The organism is Caballeronia glebae (assembly GCF_001545035.1).
Taxonomy (GTDB): domain Bacteria; phylum Pseudomonadota; class Gammaproteobacteria; order Burkholderiales; family Burkholderiaceae; genus Caballeronia; species Caballeronia glebae.
Genome location: NZ_FCOJ02000012.1, coordinates 1 through 15,841 on the forward strand (window position 1 = coordinate 1; position 15,841 = coordinate 15,841).

The 15,841-nt window shown below is 66.1% G+C and carries 15 protein-coding genes; 4 read left to right on the top strand and 11 right to left on the bottom strand.

Going from position 1 to position 15,841, the window contains the following annotated elements:
- Positions 1-531 (top strand): response regulator (locus tag AWB82_RS10540; RefSeq protein WP_086967082.1); only part of this gene is annotated, 531 nt, incomplete at its 5' end.
- Between the two features lie 34 nt (positions 532-565).
- Here the strand turns inward: AWB82_RS10540 and AWB82_RS10545 are convergent.
- Complete coding sequence (locus AWB82_RS10545; protein WP_086967083.1) at positions 566-1,183, bottom strand: MlaC/ttg2D family ABC transporter substrate-binding protein; 618 nt, start codon at positions 1,181-1,183, stop codon at positions 566-568.
- A gap of 12 nt (positions 1,184-1,195) precedes the next feature.
- Positions 1,196-1,387, bottom strand: coding sequence for a hypothetical protein (locus tag AWB82_RS37025; protein WP_143756700.1), 192 nt, complete (start codon positions 1,385-1,387; stop codon positions 1,196-1,198).
- Positions 1,388-1,441: 54 nt separating this feature from the next.
- Between AWB82_RS37025 and hpnN the strand changes: the two genes are divergently transcribed.
- Together hpnN and AWB82_RS10555 are read left to right on the top strand one after the other, a co-directional pair.
- A complete protein-coding gene (gene hpnN, locus AWB82_RS10550; protein WP_086967084.1) occupies positions 1,442-4,102 on the top strand; it encodes a hopanoid transporter HpnN in 2,661 nt (886 codons plus the stop codon).
- Complete coding sequence (locus tag AWB82_RS10555) at positions 4,099-5,076, top strand: MlaA family lipoprotein (protein WP_086967085.1); 978 nt, start codon at positions 4,099-4,101, stop codon at positions 5,074-5,076. Before hpnN ends, AWB82_RS10555 begins: the two co-directional genes overlap by 4 nt.
- A gap of 53 nt (positions 5,077-5,129) precedes the next feature.
- Here the strand turns inward: AWB82_RS10555 and AWB82_RS10560 are convergent, their stop codons facing one another.
- From AWB82_RS10560 to AWB82_RS10600, 9 genes are all read right to left on the bottom strand, one after another.
- A complete protein-coding gene (locus AWB82_RS10560; RefSeq protein ID WP_086967086.1) occupies positions 5,130-5,603 on the bottom strand; it encodes an acyl-CoA thioesterase in 474 nt (157 codons plus the stop codon).
- Between the two features lie 126 nt (positions 5,604-5,729).
- The gene (locus AWB82_RS10565) at positions 5,730-6,416 is read right to left on the bottom strand and encodes a phosphorylase (RefSeq protein ID WP_086967087.1); all 687 of its coding nucleotides are present in this window, start codon (positions 6,414-6,416) and stop codon (positions 5,730-5,732) included.
- Entirely contained in the window at positions 6,413-8,392 is a 1,980-nt protein-coding gene (gene shc, locus AWB82_RS10570; protein WP_086967088.1) for a squalene--hopene cyclase, read from the bottom strand. Before shc ends, AWB82_RS10565 begins: the two co-directional genes overlap by 4 nt.
- Complete coding sequence (gene hpnE, locus AWB82_RS10575) at positions 8,392-9,666, bottom strand: hydroxysqualene dehydroxylase HpnE (protein WP_086967089.1); 1,275 nt, start codon at positions 9,664-9,666, stop codon at positions 8,392-8,394. The genes shc and hpnE overlap by 1 nt, the downstream gene beginning before the upstream one ends.
- The gene (gene hpnD, locus AWB82_RS10580) at positions 9,666-10,514 is read right to left on the bottom strand and encodes a presqualene diphosphate synthase HpnD (RefSeq protein ID WP_086967090.1); all 849 of its coding nucleotides are present in this window, start codon (positions 10,512-10,514) and stop codon (positions 9,666-9,668) included. The genes hpnE and hpnD overlap by 1 nt, the downstream gene beginning before the upstream one ends.
- A 236-nt stretch (positions 10,515-10,750) precedes the next feature.
- Complete coding sequence (locus AWB82_RS10585; RefSeq protein WP_086967091.1) at positions 10,751-11,692, bottom strand: sensor domain-containing diguanylate cyclase; 942 nt, start codon at positions 11,690-11,692, stop codon at positions 10,751-10,753.
- Positions 11,693-11,718: 26 nt separating this feature from the next.
- A complete protein-coding gene (locus AWB82_RS10590; protein ID WP_086967092.1) occupies positions 11,719-12,342 on the bottom strand; it encodes a chemotaxis protein CheC in 624 nt (207 codons plus the stop codon).
- Positions 12,335-12,703, bottom strand: a complete 369-nt coding sequence (locus AWB82_RS10595) for a response regulator (RefSeq protein ID WP_086967093.1) — start codon at positions 12,701-12,703, stop codon at positions 12,335-12,337. Before AWB82_RS10595 ends, AWB82_RS10590 begins: the two co-directional genes overlap by 8 nt.
- 109 nt (positions 12,704-12,812) lie before the next feature.
- Positions 12,813-12,995 (bottom strand): hypothetical protein, encoded by a 183-nt coding sequence (locus AWB82_RS10600; protein WP_086967094.1) that lies wholly within the window; start codon positions 12,993-12,995, stop codon positions 12,813-12,815.
- Between the two features lie 517 nt (positions 12,996-13,512).
- Here AWB82_RS10600 and AWB82_RS10605 point away from each other — a divergent pair.
- Positions 13,513-15,774 (top strand): hybrid sensor histidine kinase/response regulator, encoded by a 2,262-nt coding sequence (locus AWB82_RS10605; RefSeq protein ID WP_086967095.1) that lies wholly within the window; start codon positions 13,513-13,515, stop codon positions 15,772-15,774.
- Positions 15,775-15,841: the final 67 nt, after the last annotated feature.

Consider the following 15,841-nt stretch of genomic DNA (forward strand, 5'->3'; position numbering starts at 1 on the left):
GCCGGCAGCGCAAAGGAAGCGCTCGCGCTCGCCGCCGACGACTCGAACCCGCCCGATCTCGCGCTAATGGATGTCGGCATGGCCGGCATGAGCGGCATCGAGCTGGCCGCGCTTTTTCACGAGCGGCATCCGGCAATCCGCGTGCTGATGTTGTCGATGCACGACAACGTGGAGTACGTAAAGCAGGCGGTGCGCGCGGGCGCGAGCGGCTACGTGCTGAAGGATTCGCCCGCCGCCGAAATCATTCAGGCGATCGGCGCGGTGCTCGCCGGCAAGACCTTCTTCAGCGCGGGGCTGGCGGCGCGCATGATTCAGGCACAGTCGATGCAGACGCCGCTCGAACGCCTGACGCCGCGCGAACTCGACATTCTGGATGCGCTCGCCGAAGGGCTATCGAGCAAGCAGATCGCGCAGCAGCACGGGTTGTCGGTGCGCACGGTGGAAACGCATCGGCTGAATATGAAGCGCAAACTGGATATCGACGGACAGGCCGAGCTGATCAAGTTCGCGGTGGAACACCGCCGCACATGAAGCCCGGCCCGGCCGGAAAAAGCGAGCACGCAGCTCAGCCCGCCGAACGGGCGTTGTGGTCTGACAGGAACTTGATGAGAGCGTCGACGCCGCCCTTTTGCAACTGGCCGGCGAATTGTTGCTGATAGACCTGGATGAGCCACGCGCCCATCATGTCGATGTCGTAGATTTTCCAGCCCTGCGAGGTCTTCTCCAGGCGATAGCGCACCGGATTGTCGCCGCCCGTGGAAACGACGTGCGATTCGACGACGGTGTCCTTCGCGTTGGCGTCGACGTTGGGCGCGTCGAACTTGAAGGTCACGTCCTGATCGCGCAGTTGCGCAAGCGACGCCGCATACGTGCGAACCAGCAACGTCTGGAATTGCTCGTAGAGCTGCTTTTGTTGCTCGGGCGTGGCGCTCGCCCAGGCCTTGCCGACCGCGATGCGCGTCGTGCGCTGGAAGTCGGTCGCGGGCAGGAAGCGCGTTTCGACGAGCTGCGTGATCTTCGCCATGTCGCCGCCGCGCGCTTGCGGATCGGCTTTCATCGCCTTGACCGTGCCTTCGACGGCATTCTTCACGACGGCGTCGGGACTCGTTTGTGCAAGCGCCTCGCCTGCGAAAGACATCGAGGCGAGGAGGAAAGCGAAGCAAATAGACAGATAGCGTTTCATGGCACCCGTTCTTTAATCAGGTTTGGTGGCGCGGGTTGTGCGGCCTTCGGACGTTGCAGGAGCGGCCGGACGGCTGCGCGTCAGTATACCGACACCGCGGCGGCGCAACAGTTCAAGGACGACCGTTGCGGTGCGCCCGGTATACTTGCGCGTCACCTCGCGTCGTTTCGTGGAAATGATCTGGTTTCCGGCGGTCGGCATCATGCAATTCGCGCGTTCGCACGCGCAAAAATAACAGGCACACCAGGTAGCGTCTTCATGCTGACGTCCAACATCACTCGCTTCGTTACTCTCGCCATCCGCCGGCCGGCGTGGATTATCGCCGTTTCGCTTCTGCTCGGCGTGCTCTCCACGATTTATGTCGTCCATCACTTCAAAATCAGCACCGACGTCGCCCAGTTGATCGAGACGGAGCCCGAGTGGGCGGCGCGCAGCAAGGCCATCGACGAGGCGTTTCCGCAGCGTGGCGCAACTTTGCTGATCGTGGTTCAGGCGCCGGCCCAGGAATTCGCTAATGCCGCCGCGGACGAACTCGCCGCCGCGCTCGCGAAAGAGCCGGAGCGCTTCAAGTCGGTCTCGCAGCCCGCGGGCGGCGCGTTTTTCGAGCACAACGGCCTGCTCTATCTGCCGACGGACAAGGTCGGAGAGATCACGAAGCAGCTCGTGCAAGGGCGTCCGCTCATCAATACGCTCGCGCACGACCCGACACTCACCGGCCTCGCGCAGACGCTCAACACTACGCTCAACCTGCCGTTGACGCTCGGACAGGTCAATCTCGGCCAGATGGCGGGTTTGCTCGGCAAGAGCGCGACCGTGCTCGACCGCGTGCTGGCGAATCAGCCGGCGGCGTTCTCGTGGCGCGGCCTCGCGGATTCCTCGGCGAGCGATGCGCCCGGGCGCGCGTTCGTCACGGTGCTGCCGGAACTGGATTTCAACGCGCTGAAGGCGGCGGCGGGCACATCGGACGAAATTCGCGCGAAGGCCGCGGAACTCGGCCTCGACAAAAAGTACGGCGCGACGCTGCATCTGACCGGCGCGCAGCCGCTCGCCGACGAGGAATTCGCGTCCGTGCAGGACGGCGCCGCGCTCAATGGCGCGCTGACTTTCCTCGTCGTACTGACCATCCTCTGGCTCGCGCTGCGCTCGAAGCGCATGATCTTCGCCGTGTTCGTCACGCTCTTCGTCGGACTCGCGATCACCGCCGCGCTCGGGCTCATGATGGTCCACGCGCTCAACATGATCTCGGTCGCGTTCATGGTGCTGTTCGTCGGGCTCGGCGTGGACTTCGGCATCCAGTTCGGCGTGAAGTACCGCGAGGAGCGCTACAAGCACAAGCGGCTGGATGTGGCGCTCGCGGAAACCGCGCGCCACGTCGCGGTGCCGCTCACGCTCGCCGCCGCCGCGACCGCGGCGAGCTTCTTCTCGTTTCTGCCGACCGCGTACCGTGGTGTGTCGGAACTGGGGCTGATCGCGGGCGTCGGCATGTTCGTCGCGTATGCCACCAACATGACGCTCCTGCCCGCGCTCATCAAGGTGTTCGCGCCGCCGGGCGAAGCGCATTCGCCGGGCTTTCCGGTGCTCGCGCCCGTCGATGAATTCCTCGACAAACATCGCAAGCCGGTGCTGATCGGCACGCTCGTCGTCGTGATCGGCGCGCTGCCGCTGCTTTTCGATCTGCGTTTCGACTTCAATCCGCTGCATCTGAAAGACCCGCACACCGAGTCGATGGCGACGCTTACCTCGCTCAGGGATTCGCCGCAAGGCGCGGTGAACGACGTCGCCGTGCTTGCGCCCTCGCTCGCCGATGCCGACCGTATCGCCGCGAAACTGCGCACGCTGCCGGAAGTCGGGAGCGCGACGACGCTCTCCTCGCTCATCCCCGACGATCAGCCGAAGAAGCTGGCGATCATCAAGGCCGCCGCCGATCAACTGCTGCCCGCGCTCGATCAGAAGACGGCCGCGCCCGTCACGGACGCCGTGCGCGTCGCGGCGCTCAAGCGCGTGTCGAGCCAGCTTTCGCTCGCCGCCGACGAGCATCCCGGCCCCGGCGACAAGGAAGCGAAGCATCTGTCGGAAACGCTCGCGAAGCTGGCGCAAGCCGACGCCGCGACGCGCGACCGCGCCGAGCACGCGATGGCCGAGCCGCTGCGTATCGCGCTCGCGCAATTGCGCGCGCTGCTCACGCCGGAGGAGATCACGCGCGAAACCCTGCCGCCGCAAATGGCCGCGTCGTTCGTGACGCCGCAGGGCCAGGCGCTCGTCGACGTCGCGCCGAAGATTCCGCCCGGCGTCGATCCCAACGACGACGGGTTGCTCGCCCGCTTCGCCGACGCCGTGCAGAAGGCCGAGCCGGACGCGATCGGCGGGCCGATCTCCGTGCGCCATTCGGCGGAAACGATCATCAAGGCGTTCGAGCATGCGGCGCTCTACTCGCTGATCGCGATCGCGGTGCTGCTGTGGATCGCGCTGCGTCGTTTTGGCGACGTCCTGAGAACTTTGGTACCGTTGCTCGTCTCCGCGATCGTCACGCTGGAGCTGTGCGTCGTCTTCCGCATGCCGCTCAACTTCGCGAACATCATCGCGCTGCCGCTGATGCTGGGCGTCGGCGTCGCGTTCAAGATCTATTTTGTGATGGCGTGGCGTTCGGGGCAGACGCGCCTGCTACAGTCCAGCCTCACGCATGCCGTTATGTTCAGTGCGGCCACGACCGCGACGGCGTTCGGCAGCCTGTGGTTTTCCCATCATCCGGGCACGTCCAGCATGGGGCGGCTGCTGGCGCTGTCGCTCTTTTGCACGCTGATCGGCGCGGTGGTTTTCCAGCCGGTGCTGATGGGCAAGCCGCGCAAGGTACGCGCGGCGGCGCGCGCGAAGCTCAGGGCGGCGCAGCGACATGACAACCTAAGAGGAATTGAAGAATGAAGTCGGGATCGACGGCTTTGACCGCTCGTGCTGTGCGTAATCTGGGATTGAGTCTGACGATGGCGGCGGCGCTCGCGACGGCGGGCTGCGCGACCGGCCCGGATCGCAATCCGAAGGACCCGCTCGAACCGTTGAACCGCAAGGTCTTTGTGTTCAACGACACGCTCGATACCTACGTCGCCAAGCCCGTCGCGCAGTTTTATGTCGATTACACGCCGAGCCCGTTCCGCACGGCGGTCAGCAATTTCTTCTCGAATCTCGGCGATTTCTCCAACTTCGCGAACAACCTGCTGCAGTTGAAGATCACCGATGCGACGCAGGATCTGATGCGCATCGCGATGAACTCGCTGTTCGGCATCGGCGGCCTGATCGATATCGCATCGCCGGCGGGTCTGCCCAAGCATCATCAGGACTTCGGCCTGACGCTCGGGCATTACGGCATGCCGGCGGGACCGTACTTGGTGCTGCCGCTGCTCGGCCCGAGTTCGGTCCGCGATTCGACGACCTGGCTCGTCGACTGGCGCGTGAATCCCGTCAGCTACGCCAATGCGGACATTCGCTGGCCGCTCTATGGCGTGAATTTCGTGAGCGCGCGGGCGGATTTGATCGGCGCGACCGATCTGCTTTCGGCGGCCGCGCTCGACAAGTACGCGTTCGTGCGCGATGCGTACACGCAGCGGCGTCAGTATCTGCTGACGGGCGGCGGCGCGAGTACGCTGCCCGACTATGGCGACGAAGGCACGTCTGCGCCGGAAGGCGCGAGCGCGCCGGGCGAAACTGGCGGCGGCAGCACGGAGCACGGCTTGCCGACGTATGACGATCCGGGCGCGGAGGCCTCGCCCGCGGGTGGCGTCGACGGCAAATCGCCCGCACCGCAAGAGAATACGCCGAAGGATCAGGCGTCGCCGAGTTCCAGCAAGGAGCAGGGATTGCCGCAATATGACGATCCGGGCGCGCAGCCTGCGGGGAAATGAGCGGGGCTTTTGGCTTCGTGTGAAGAAAAAACGGGCGAACGCCCGTTTTTCTTTTAGTGTGCGGCTTCTTCCGCCGCTTCCTCAAGCAAATCGTCGCCGGAGACCTTCGGCGCTTCCACCGCGCCGCCATCGCGACGATACGCCTCGAAAAGCTCATCGGCGTAACGGATCTGCGTGCGGCCGTGCGGCGCGGATTCGCCTTGCTCGTTCAAATTCACGAACACCATCTTCTCGACGGTCAGAATGCTCTTTCGCGTGATCTTGTTGCGGACTTCCGCACGCAGCGTGATCGAGCTGCGGCCGAAATGCGTCGCGGTGATGCCCAGTTCGATGATGTCGCCCTGACGCGCCGAACTCACGAAGTTGATCTCCGACATGAACTTGGTGACGACGCGCTGGTTGCCCAATTGCGAGATGGCGTAGATCGCGGCTTCCTCGTCGATCCAGCGCAGCAGGCTGCCGCCGAACAGCGTGCCGTTCGGGTTCAGGTCTTCGGGCTTGACCCATTTGCGGGTGTGGAAATTCATTTTCTTTACCTCACTTTCTGACTACGCGCGTCGCGCAAACAAAGCGGACACGCATCTGATTAGGGTTTTCCCTGATTATATCGAGATAAGGGTTAACCCACAGAAAGCAAGGGCGATGCAGAAAACTCAGGCCAGCACGAGCGCCCGCGCCGATTCCAGCGCGTGCCGCGCCTGCACGAGCGTTGCGCGGGCGTCGCGGGCGTCGGATGCGAGCCGCAGAAACGCGCCCAGTTGGGTCGGATCGCGTAGCAATTCGCGCAAAATCGGTCCGATGGCCGTCGTACCGTCGTCGCGCAAACCGGCGGTCGCGGCGGGCGGCAAGGTGCGCCAGGCCGGATCGACCACCGCGCGGCAGACCGCGAACGGCAAGCCACGCGCCGTGGCGATAGCGCCCGCGATGTGCGATTCCATATCGACGGCCAGCGCGCCCGTCGACGAATGCAGCGAGCGCTTTTCCGCCTCGGTCTTGACGGGCGCGGCGACGCCCGCCATCTTGCCGCGCCGCGTGACGCGCTCGACGGGCGTGCCCGCGAACGCATCGACGATGCGCGCGGACCACGCCGCATCGGTGCGCAACTCGCCGAAAGGCCCGCACACGCTTTCGGCGACGATCAGCGCGCCCGGTTCGAGATCCGGCGCGAGTCCGCCCGCCGTGCCGAAGCTGATGATGCCCGAGCAGCCGCGCGCGAGCGCATCGGACAGCGCGCGTTCGAGCCAGTCGGCGCGGGCTGCGAACACGACATCGACGCCGCGTCCGCGCACGATCTTCGCCTCGAACGCCATGCCGGTCACGGCGACGACGGGCGCGTTCACATCGCCGCCGTCACGCGCGTGAGCCCGTCGCGCGTCAGATTGCGATAGCGCGCGAGCGCCCACAGCGGGAAGAATTTGCGATACCCGTGATACCGCAGATAGAACACGCGCGGGAAACCCGTGGCGGTGAAGCGCGTTTCGTCCCACAGGCCGTGCGCCTGTTGAGTCTTCACTAGATAGCCGACGCCGCGCGCGACCGCCGGATGCTCGACCAGACCCGCCGACATGAGTCCGAGCAGCGCCCACGCCGTCTGCGACGCGGTGCTCTGCGCCTGTTCATATCCGCGATAGTCGAGTTTGTAGCTCTCGCCGTCTTCGCCCCAGCCGCCGTCGTCGTTCTGAATGCCGATGAGCCAGTCCGCCGCGCGCTTCATGCGCGGGTCCGTCGGCGCGACGCCGGCCGCGTTCAGCGCGCACATGGCCGACCAGGTGCCGTAAATGTAATTCAGGCCCCAGCGTCCGTACCAGCTTCCGTCGCGTTCCTGATCCCGCACGATGTAATCGAAAGCGCGCCGCGCGGGCTCGCTATTGAACGACGTCTCGCCGAGTTGCGCGAGCATCGAGAGACAGCGCGCGGAGACGTCGACGGTCGGCGGATCGAGCAGCGCGCCGTGATCCGAGAACGGGATGTTGTTCAGGTAGTACTGCGTGTTCTCGGGCTCGAAAGCGCCCCAGCCGCCGTCGCTGCTCTGCATGCCGACGACCCATTCGCGCGCCCGCGCGATCGACTCGCCGTACAGCGCGGTGCCGTTTTCGCGATCGGCGCGTTCCATCGCCATCGCGACGACGGCGGTGTCGTCGACATCGGGATAATGCGGGTTCGCGAACTGGAAAGCCCAGCCGCCCGGCCGCACGTCCGGACGTCGCGAGACCCAGTCGCCGCGCACATCGAGAATTTGTAGCGGAACGAGCCAGTTGAGGCCGCGCGCCACCGCCGAGCGCGCCTTCGGCATGCCGGTTTCGAGCAGCGCGTGCGCCGCGAGCGACGTATCCCAGACCGGCGACAGACACGGCTGGCAATACGCTTCGCCGTCTTCGGCCTCGTCGATGACGAGCAGCTTGTCGATCGACTTGCGCGCGATCGCGCGGTTCGGATGCTCCGGCGGAAGCCCGAGCGCGTCGTACATCATCACCGAGTTGGCCATCGCCGGGAAAATCGCGCCGAGGCCGTCCTCGCCGTTCAGGCGCTCGTCGACGAAACGCACGGCTTCATCGATCGCGCGCTCGCGGCCGGCGTTCGGCAACAGCGGATCGGCGACGCGCAGGATCGAATCGACCACGCGAAAGAATGCGAACCAGCCGCGGCTCTGATGCCCCGAGCGCGACGGCATGCCGGTATTCACTGGCGGATTCGTGAACACTTCGTCGATACGCACGTCGCGCGGATTGCGGGCGCGCGGGCGCTTCGCGTTGAGCACGAGCATCGGCACGATCACCGTGCGCGCCCAGTACGACACCTTCGACAAATGGAATGGGAACCACATCGGCAGGCGCATGATCTCGACGGGCATCATCGGCACCGCGCGCCACGACACGACGCCGAAAAGCGCGAGCATGATGCGCGTGAACACGTTCACCTTCTCCGCGCCGCCCGCGGCCAGAATCGCGCGGCGGGCGCGCTGCATGTGCTCCGCGTCGGGAGAATCGCCGATCATCTTGAGCGCGAAATACGCTTTCACGGTCGCGGAGACGTCCATCGCGCCGCCGCTGAAAAGCGGCCAGCCGCCGTCCTCGCGTTGAATACGGCGCAGATAGCGGCCGATCTTCGCTTCGAGCTTCTCGTCGGCGGTCTCGCCGAGATAGTGGACGAGCAGCACGTATTCGGCCGGGATGGTTGCGTCCGCTTCGAGTTCGTAAAGCCAGTAGCCTTCCGGATGTTGCGCCGCGAGCAGCGCATCGGTCGCGTGGTTGACGGCGGCGTCGAGCGAGGCGTTCGAAACCTGCGCGCCCACGGCGGAGAGGGATAAATCGTTCATCAGCGTTCCAACGATGGGTTCAACAGCGCGTCCGCGGCCTTCTGGCCTGAGCGGATCGCGCCTTCGATCGTCGCGGGCAGACCGGTCGCCGTCCAGTCGCCCGCGAGGGTGAAATTGCGCCAGCGCGTGCGCGTGGCGGCCCGCAAGCCTTCCTGCGCCGGCACGGCGGCAAAGGTCGCGTGTTCATCGGCGACGATTTGCCACGGCGGCATCGGCGCGGCGGGCGTGCGCACCGCCTTCGCCGTTTCCCGCCATACCGCCTGCGCGAGTTCTTCGCGTGGCGTCGCGAGCCATCGGTCGGCACTCGACAGCGTGACCGAGAGCCGCCCGTCAGCCGCGAAAAGCCGGTCCGACATGCCGTTGACGAGGCACGTCAGCGGCTGAAAACCCGTGGGTGCGTCGGCGGCAAAATGCACGGTGACGATCGCGCGCGACGCATCCGGCGCGCTCAGGTCCGGCACGAGGCGGCGCGCCGCATCGGGCGGCACGGCAAGCACAACGCCATCGTCCGGCGCGAGCGCAAGCGGCTCTGCGCCGTCGAAAGCCAGCGAGCTTACACGCTCCGCCGAATCCGTGCCGGATATGCCGATGCCCGCGACGCGCGAGCCCAGCCGGATCTCCGCGCCGCCGTACTGCAAAAGCCTGAGCGCGGGCTCGACGAACGCGTGCGACAGTCCGCTTCGCGCGACGAGCGGACGGCACGCCTGGCCGCCCTGCGCAACCGTCTCGCGCAGCAAGGCGGCCGCGAGTTCCGCGCTGGCCTCGGACGGATCGGCGTTGAGCATCGCGCGCAGAAGCGGTCGCGCGAGCAGGTTCCACACGCGATCCTTGCGCCGCACCGATTCCTCGATCGTGCGGCCCGGCTTCGCCCACAAGAGCGGCAGGAACGGCAGGTAATCGGCGGGCTGCGTGCCGGGCACGCGCGCGTCGGCGTCGAAGATCCAGCGCGGCAGGCGCCCGGGCGACATGCGGATCGTCCACGCGTCGCCGCTCGCCGCATCGAAGAAAGGATAGTCGGGCTGCGTCGGGCCGATCAGCGTATCGGTCGCGCCGATCGCGCGCAGATAGGCCATCGTCGATTGATTGCCTGACAGCAGCAAATGATTGCCGCAGTCGAGCGTGACGCCGAGCTTCGCATCGAAGAAGGAGCGGCAGCGTCCGCCCGCGTGAGGCGCGGCCTCGTGCAGCACGACGCGCGCGCCGCGACGTTGCGCCTCGACCGCGGCGGCAAGTCCGGCGATGCCCGCTCCGACGACGAAGACCCGCCGGGACATCAGATCAGGTTGCGCGCCACGATCCACAGCAGGCGCGAGCGCGGCGTGCGGACACGCGTGCGCGGCAGGTCGAAACCGCGTTTGAGATTGGCGTCGAGCACGGTGCGATACGCCGCCGACATGATGCGCGGCGCGCGCACTTGCGAGCGCGGCGAGGCCGCCATGATCGCGTCGGACTGCGCGTAGTGGTTCTTCGCGCGCTCGGCGAGCACCGCGCACACGCGCGGCAGACGCGCATCGCCGACGATGGTCGCCGGATCGGTCGTCGAAATGCCTTCGCGCGCGAGCAGTTCGCGCGGCAAATAGACGCGGCCGATTTCGGCGTCTTCGTCGATATCGCGCAGGATGTTGGTCAGTTGCAGCGCGCGCCCGAGATGGTGCGCGAGCCGCCGGCCGGCGTCCTCGTGCATCCCGAAGATTCTCACCGACAGCCGCCCGACCGCGCTCGCGACGCGATCGCAGTACAGGTCGAGCGTGGCTTCGTCGGGCGCGACGATATCGCCGGCGGCGTCCATCGCCATGCCGTCGATCACGGCCTGGAAGTCGTCGCGGGAAAGCTGGAAAGCCTGGATGTGCCGGGTGAGCGCTTCGAGCGATTTTTTCGGCGCGCCGGCGTAGCACGCGTCGATGTCCTCGCGCCAGCGGTCGAGCGCGAGCGCGCGCTCGCGGCGCGGCAGCGCGCCTTCGTCGGCGATGTCGTCGACCGCGCGGCAGAACGCGTAAATCTGGTACATCGCGTCGCGCTGCGCAGCGGGAAGGATGCGCATCGCGAGATAGAACGAGCTTCCGGACGACGCTTTCGCGGCGTCGGGAGCAGGATCGTCGGCGATGGTGTTGGAAACGGCCAAGACGAACTCCGCTGTGGCGCCCCCAAGGGCAAATTAAGAGATCGGGCGCCGGTCTCGGTGCAACCCGGCGCGCGCGGAACCACCTGGCGCTGAGCGGGACGATCGAAGAGGAAAGCCGGCGCAAGCCGGCTGCGACTGCGCCGGAAGCGGCAGAGAGTATATCAATACTTTGCCCTATTGCGCCGGCTCCGCGCCGGGCAAGGCGCGGCGCATCGGGCGACGCATCGGGCGTCGTTTCAGGCGAAGCCCACCGAGCGGTTGCGCCCCTCGCGCTTGGCCGTATAAAGCGCCGCATCGGCCTCGTTGATGAGCGCTTCGTATGACGACGTCACGCCGGTGCGCGCACGCGCCGCGCCGACGCTCGCCGTTACGGGCACGCGCGCGCCCTGCACGTCGACGGGCGTCTCGCCGATCTCGCGGCGCAGTTTCTCCGCGACGATCATCGCGTCCTCAAAATTCGTGCATGGCAGAAGCAGCGCGAATTCCTCGCCGCCGAAGCGCCCGAATATGTCCTGCACGCGCACGCTTTTCGCGACGCGCTCGGCCATCACGCGCAAAACCGTGTCGCCGACGAGGTGGCCGAGATCGTCGTTGATGCGCTTGAAGTGGTCGAGATCGAAGAGCAGCATCGACAACTCGCCGCCGTAGCGATGCCAGCGCTGGAATTCGTCGCGCAGGCGCAGCTCGAAATAGCGCCGGTTCGCGATGCCGGTCAGACCGTCGCGGTCCGCGAATTCCTGCAATTTCGCGACCGCTTCGTCGCGGGCGCGCTGCATCATGCTCGCGTGCGTCACGTCGGAAATCGTCACGCAGACGGCGCGCACTTCGCGCTCCAGCGTGAGCGGCATGAAGGTGCAGTCCTGCTGCATGTAATCGACGCCGCCGGTGATCGGCCGGTCGTGATCGAATTTGAAGAGATACGGCCGCTGCTCCCACGAACTGAACGTGAAGCTGCCGAGTTGAAACACGCTTTCGACCTTGCGCGTGAACCACACGCGCGGCAGTTCCGGAAAGCTCGCGAAAATCGATTTGCCGATCACCTGCTCGGCCGTCCTGCCGCTGTGGTCCTGCATGAACCGGTTCCACATCAGCACGTTGAGATCGCGATCGAGCACGAAGATGCCGAAACCCACGCGCTCGATCACGAGTTCGCTGAGCGCGTGCCGCAGTTCGTCCATGCTCACGATGGCATCCCGTTCAGAGTTCAGAGGCTCGACAACAGCGCATCGAGCGCGTCGTTCAGATGCACGATGGCGTCTTCGGCCATGAGCATCACGAGGTGCGCGCGGAAACTGTGGTCTTCCAGCGCGAAATTCACTTCGAGCAGGAGCGCGGTCTTCCACGCGAGCATCGCGGGCTGGAAGACTTCATCGAGCCCGATGTCCGAGCCGAGCATGCCCGGCGGCGAAAAAATCGGCGAGCGGCCGAGGCGGTCGAGAATGCACGACACGCACGCGCCCATCAGCACCGTCGCGATATCGAAGACGAGCTCGGTGCGCGTCGTCGTCGTGTAGGTGGATTTGGTGTAAGGGTCGTCGACGAGCGCGCACAACTGATCGACGCTGCCGCTCTTGCACAGCACGATCGCCTCGCCCTTGATGTCCGAGCGGAAGCCCTGGCGCACGGCCGTGACGGTATCCGTAATGCCGGTCATTTCGGAGAGCGCGGCGGACGCCTCGGCCACGCTCACGACGCGCACGCGCGGCACCGACAGTTCGATGAACGTGCCGAGCAGCTTCGAGAGGCGCGTCGCGGCCTGGCCCATCGCCATGTTGGCGACTTCCTGCAGCGCGTCGCGCTGATCTTCGTTGAGGGCGGCTTCAGTCATGGAGACCGTACTCCTTCAAAACGGGGCGCAGCGCTTCGGGCGTCACCGGCTTCGGCAGGAACGCGATCGCGCCGAGCGCTCGCACGCGTTCCTGGGCCATCGGCTGAACATCGGCGGACACGACGATGACAAACGTGTTCAGGTCCTCGTGCTGCAAGGCGTCGAGGACCTGATAGCCCGTCATGTCGGGCATCGTGAGATCGAGGAACATCACCGAGGCGCGGCCCGCCCGATAGTGCTCAAGGGCCTCGCGGCCGTTGGTCGCGTAGGAGATCTCGACGTCCCAGTCCGGGGGCAGCGCGCGCGTCAGCACCCGGCGCGCGAGCAGTGAATCATCGGCAATGACAATCGGCAACGGCATGGTCGGCAGGATCTTTTAGGCGGTTTTCGGGCTGAGGACGGTCGCGTCGATACGCACGACAGGCCCTCGTATTGATTACGGCATCCGCGCGGAGATCTTTAGGCAATCTTCACGGCAGAACCGGCGTGAGCCCTCTCGCCCGGCGGGAATGCGGACGCTGTCGGAGATGCAGTTCGGCGGCGATGAGCCAGGCGCGGCGGCTGTGGACGTAGGCGCGCCACGCGGCGGGCGGGCGCTGGGTGATCAGCGTGCGCCCCTCGCGCGATGCATATTGGCTCTCGATCGGCGTCATGTTGCCTGCCCCGTGCGTGATCCGGCGGTGCCGGACCGTGGCCTTCTTTTTCCTCGCTCGGTCGCGCCGCCCGCTGGCGTCTGGCCGTGCGGGCTGTACTTCTCCCCGACGCGCGCCGGGAGGCTCTCTTGTATTCTCCGGCCGACGCTCTGAACGGCGTGTGAGGTCGAAGGATTGCATTGTCGGACGATCAGAATGTCAAAGCAACTCGTTGGGGCGTCAAGCGAGAATTAATATGATGAAATAAGGTTTAAATCGGGCGAATTTCACTCAACGCTTTCCGGTCCCATACGTTCCATGCTTTTGTGTACGTTTGCGCTTCCAATAATCTCGCTAACTGCTCGGCACAACCGAGGCTTTCCTCGACTCGCAAAGCGCCGCACGGCCCGTCTTCCGGCATGTTTTGTGCGTCCTAGTCGCGGTTACACCGCTAACGCCCGTCCAGCCGCGCGCGCACGTCCGCCCGCGCGTCCGGAAGGCATGGACTACGAGTAAGTTTTCCAATTCGCTGCCAAAAATGACGCCGCAACGTGAGGAGTCCGATGCCGGTCCTGCCGCGCAGTCACGGCAGGAGGAACCGCCTTTCCCGGTGGTGCCCGAGCGCAATTTCGCGGCGCAACGCCTCACGCTCTACGCGCTGCTCGTCGCGGCGATCGTGCTGCCTTGCGTGTATGTCGCCGTCACCGCGTATAGCGATTACCACGCGCGCGTCGCCGACGCCTCCGATCTCGTCGCGCGCAATGCCCGCCTCGCGGAAGAGCACGCGCTCAAGGTCTTCGATCTGAACGTGACGCTCAACGAACGCATCGTCGATTTGCTCGATGATCTCGACGCCGAAGCGATCCGCCACGAGAGCGCCACGATTCACCAGCGCCTCAAGTCGATCAGCGATAGTTATCAGCAGGTCGCGGCGGCATCCGTATTCGGCGCCGACGGCAAGCTGCTCGCGACGAGCCGCGTCTGGCCGACGCCCGATATCTCGGTTGCGGAGCGCGACGACTTCGCCGACCTGCGCGCCAGTAAGCAGAACCAGCAGATTTCCCGCGTGATGATCGGCCGCGTCGCGGGCGAGCAGGTGTTCAACACGGCGATCGCGCGGCGCACGCCGAAGGGCGCGTTCGACGGCATGGTGTCGATCGCGCTGCGGCCGGCGTATTTCAGCGCGTTCTATCGCGAACTGATTGGCGACAATCCGAGCGTCTCGCTCGGCCTGTCGCGCGCGGACGGCGAAGTGCTCGCGTGGTATCCACCGCGCCCGCCGGATCGCATGGCGCTCGCGGCCAGTTCGCCGCTGCGCGAGGCGTACCGCGCCGGACGCCGAAGCGGCGTCGTGAAAATGATCTCCGGGCTGGACGACCAGTTGAAGATCGTCGCGTTCCGGCGCGTCGGCACATATCCGCTCTACGTGTCGAGCGGCTATCCGATCGCGACGATCTGGTCCGCGTGGTGGAAGCATCTGAGCGTGCTCGCGCTCTCGATCTTCGCGCCGTGCGTCGTGCTGTGGGGCGTGATCGCGCAATCGCTGCGGCGTCTCGCGACCGAAGAGGAAGCGTGGGAGCGCTGGCAGGCCGAAGCGTCGATGCGCCGCTCGATCGAATCCGCGTATCGGCAGGCGCGCAAGATGGAAGCGCTCGGCAATCTCGTCGGCAGCGTGGCGCACGACTTCAACAATCTGCTGATGATCGTCTCCACTAACGTGCAGATCGCGCGGCGGCGCGGCGCGCCCGGCCTCGACCGCGAACTCACGGCGATGGAACGCGCGTTGAAAAGCGGCCAGTCGCTCACGCGGCAACTGCTGGGCGTCGCGCGCAAGCAGCCGTTGCGAAGCGAGATCATCGTCATCGGCAAATGGGTGCCGGCGGGCCGCGAGTTGCTGCGCGCGTCGCTCGGCGCGAAGGTCGCGCTCAATGTCGAGGTCGCGCCGGACGTGTGGGCGATCCGCGTCGATCCGGCGGAACTGGAACTCGCGCTCATCAACGTGGCGGTGAACGCGCGCGACGCGATGCCCAACGGCGGCACGTTCACCGTGCGCGCCGACAACGTGCGCTTTCGTCACGAGGACGGCTTTCCGATCACCGGCGAATTCGTGCAGATCGCGCTGGAAGACAACGGCTTCGGCATGAACGCCGAAGTGCTCGGGCGCGCGTTCGAGCCGCTTTTCACGACCAAGCCGAAAGGCATGGGCACGGGCCTCGGCCTGCCACAGGTGTTCGCGTTCTGCGAGCGGGCGGGCGGGCTTGCGACCATCGACAGCGCGATCGGCGCGGGAACGGCGGTGCGCCTGTATCTGCCGCGCGCGGCGGCGAGCGCGACGGGCGCGGCCGCGAAGGACGAACAGGCGGCGGCGCAGGAAGCGGACGGCCTGCGCGTGCTGCTCGTCGAGGACAACGAGGAGGTCGCCGCCGGCACCGAGGCGCTGCTCACGATGATGGGCCACCACGTCACCTACGTCTTCAACGCCGACGCCGCCGCCACGGTTCTCGAAGCGGCCCGCGCCGGTGCTTCGACCGGTTTCCCGTTCGACGTCGTGCTCTCCGACATCCACATGCCGGGACAGATGAACGGCATCGATCTCGCCGAGATGTTGCAGCGCTTCGAGCCGCGCATTCCGGTGATTCTCGTCACGGGCCACGCCGAGGAACTCGACCGCGCAAGACAGGTTGGCGCGCGCGTCTTGTCGAAGCCATTCGACATCGCGCTGCTCGACTCGCTCCTGCGCGCGATTCGCGACGGCGCGACGCCGTCCGACCTGCGCGCGGCACGCCCCGTCGATCGTTGAATCGGGCGCGCCGCAATCGGTTTTTGCACGCGCGTTTGTAAAAGCGCCGCCATCTTTCCCGCGCTAT